The organism is Paenibacillus alkaliterrae, from assembly GCF_021532375.1.
Lineage (GTDB): Bacteria > Bacillota > Bacilli > Paenibacillales > Paenibacillaceae > Pristimantibacillus > Pristimantibacillus alkaliterrae.
This window is the reverse complement of the sequence record NZ_JAKGAP010000160.1, coordinates 1-1,573: the sequence shown is the minus strand read 5'-3', so window position 1 is coordinate 1,573 and position 1,573 is coordinate 1. Positions and strand designations below refer to the sequence as shown.

The following is a 1,573-nucleotide window of genomic DNA, read 5'->3' as shown; positions in this document are numbered from 1 at the left end:
ACACCTTCCCTTTCTACTGTTGAGAATAAGGAAGGTATGATAAGATATCAGCAGGGATTTGATGGAAAAGCTACCGCGTAGCGGTTTAGTTCAACAATGTGTTCACGCATCGGGGCATACGCCCCTCGGTCCGCCCGAGGGATTTCGGGGAAGTAGATTCAGGCGGACACACCTGCGAGGCTAACTGCGCAAGCGCAGTTAGCCTCTCGGCGTCGTGAACATGGAAACGTTAGACGAAATTAACGAGATCAAAGTCTAATTGAAAGACATAAATAATCGAACAATTGTTCTTCATCTTATTGGGAGATGATGGTACAATAGGAAAAGACAATTGAATCTTGGGTGGGCATGGTATCCCTTCGAAAGGAGGTGATGCCATGAAAGTAGAGGCAGTAATAACGATTATGATTCTATTCGGGTCATTTATTCTTGCACTACTAACATACATCTCGAATAACTACAAGAAAAAGTAAGAACCCTCCCCAAGGTTAGCGCCACAGGTGGGTTCTTATTCTTCTAGACTCTAGAGGGGATAATCCCATCCAGGCCAATTGTTCAGCCGAGTGTTCGCAGCACTCGGCTTCTTTTAAAAGTATGATAACACAATTGGAAAAAGAAGTGAACTTTAAATGAAAGATAAGAAATTGAAAATGAATATTAGAGACTGATAAACAATGAAAGATAAACGGTCCGGCAGATGAAATTCGGAGGAGCGGAAGCCGCCGGACACATCCGACTTCGTCGGACGTCGTGAATACAACAACGTTATCGGAAATCAATGCAAAGAGGAGAAACATATGAAGTACTATTTGTCATCATTTAAGATTGGAAAGAATGAAAAGAAATTAATACAAATGACAGAGAGTGGAAATAAGAAAGTTGCTTTTATTAATAATGCACTAGATTTTGCAACCGACTTGATTAGAAAGAACAAGAGTGACGAAATAGACATTGCGGATCTTAAAAGTCTTGGATTTTTTGTAGACATCCTTGACTTAAAACAATACTTTAATAAACCAAACAAACTTGAAGAGAAACTTGAACAATACGATATGATATGGGTTAGAGGAGGCAATACGTTTGTTCTAGCACAGGCAATGAAGTTAAGTGGTTTTGATGAGATTATTAAGAAGTTCCAAAGAGACAACAAGAATATCGTTTATGGTGGATATAGTGCAGGTGTTTGCATCCTGGGACCTACATTAAAGGGAATTCACTTAGTAGATGATCCCAGTCAAAATCCATATGGAGAACACTACCCCATGATATGGAAAGGATTAAGCATTATTGATTATGTAATTGCCCCGCATTATAAATCAGATCATCCTGAGTCAAAAGATATAGATAAAGTTGTTGAGTATTTGATCCAAAGTAGAATTCCTTATAAGACTCTTAGAGATGGAGAAGTAATCATTATCGAATGAAATTTCAGAGAAGATATTTATATGGGGATTATCGAAGAAGGCATTGACATCCGATAACACTCTGGATTGGTTGCGCAGTTGCCCGAAAAAATGACCTTCATAACCATCGCATGAAGGCCGACAAATGAAAGAACATATGAGCAGCAAAG

At 39.1% G+C, this 1,573-nt stretch carries 2 protein-coding genes; both read left to right on the top strand.

The features are described 5' to 3' along the window. Positions 1 to 377: 377 nt before the first annotated feature. Positions 378 to 473 (top strand): putative holin-like toxin, encoded by a 96-nt coding sequence (locus L1N85_RS26955; RefSeq protein ID WP_268818501.1) that lies wholly within the window; start codon positions 378 to 380, stop codon positions 471 to 473. A gap of 324 nt (positions 474 to 797) precedes the next feature. Then, positions 798 to 1,424, top strand: a complete 627-nt coding sequence (locus L1N85_RS26950) for a Type 1 glutamine amidotransferase-like domain-containing protein (protein WP_235242091.1) — start codon at positions 798 to 800, stop codon at positions 1,422 to 1,424. Positions 1,425 to 1,573: the final 149 nt, after the last annotated feature.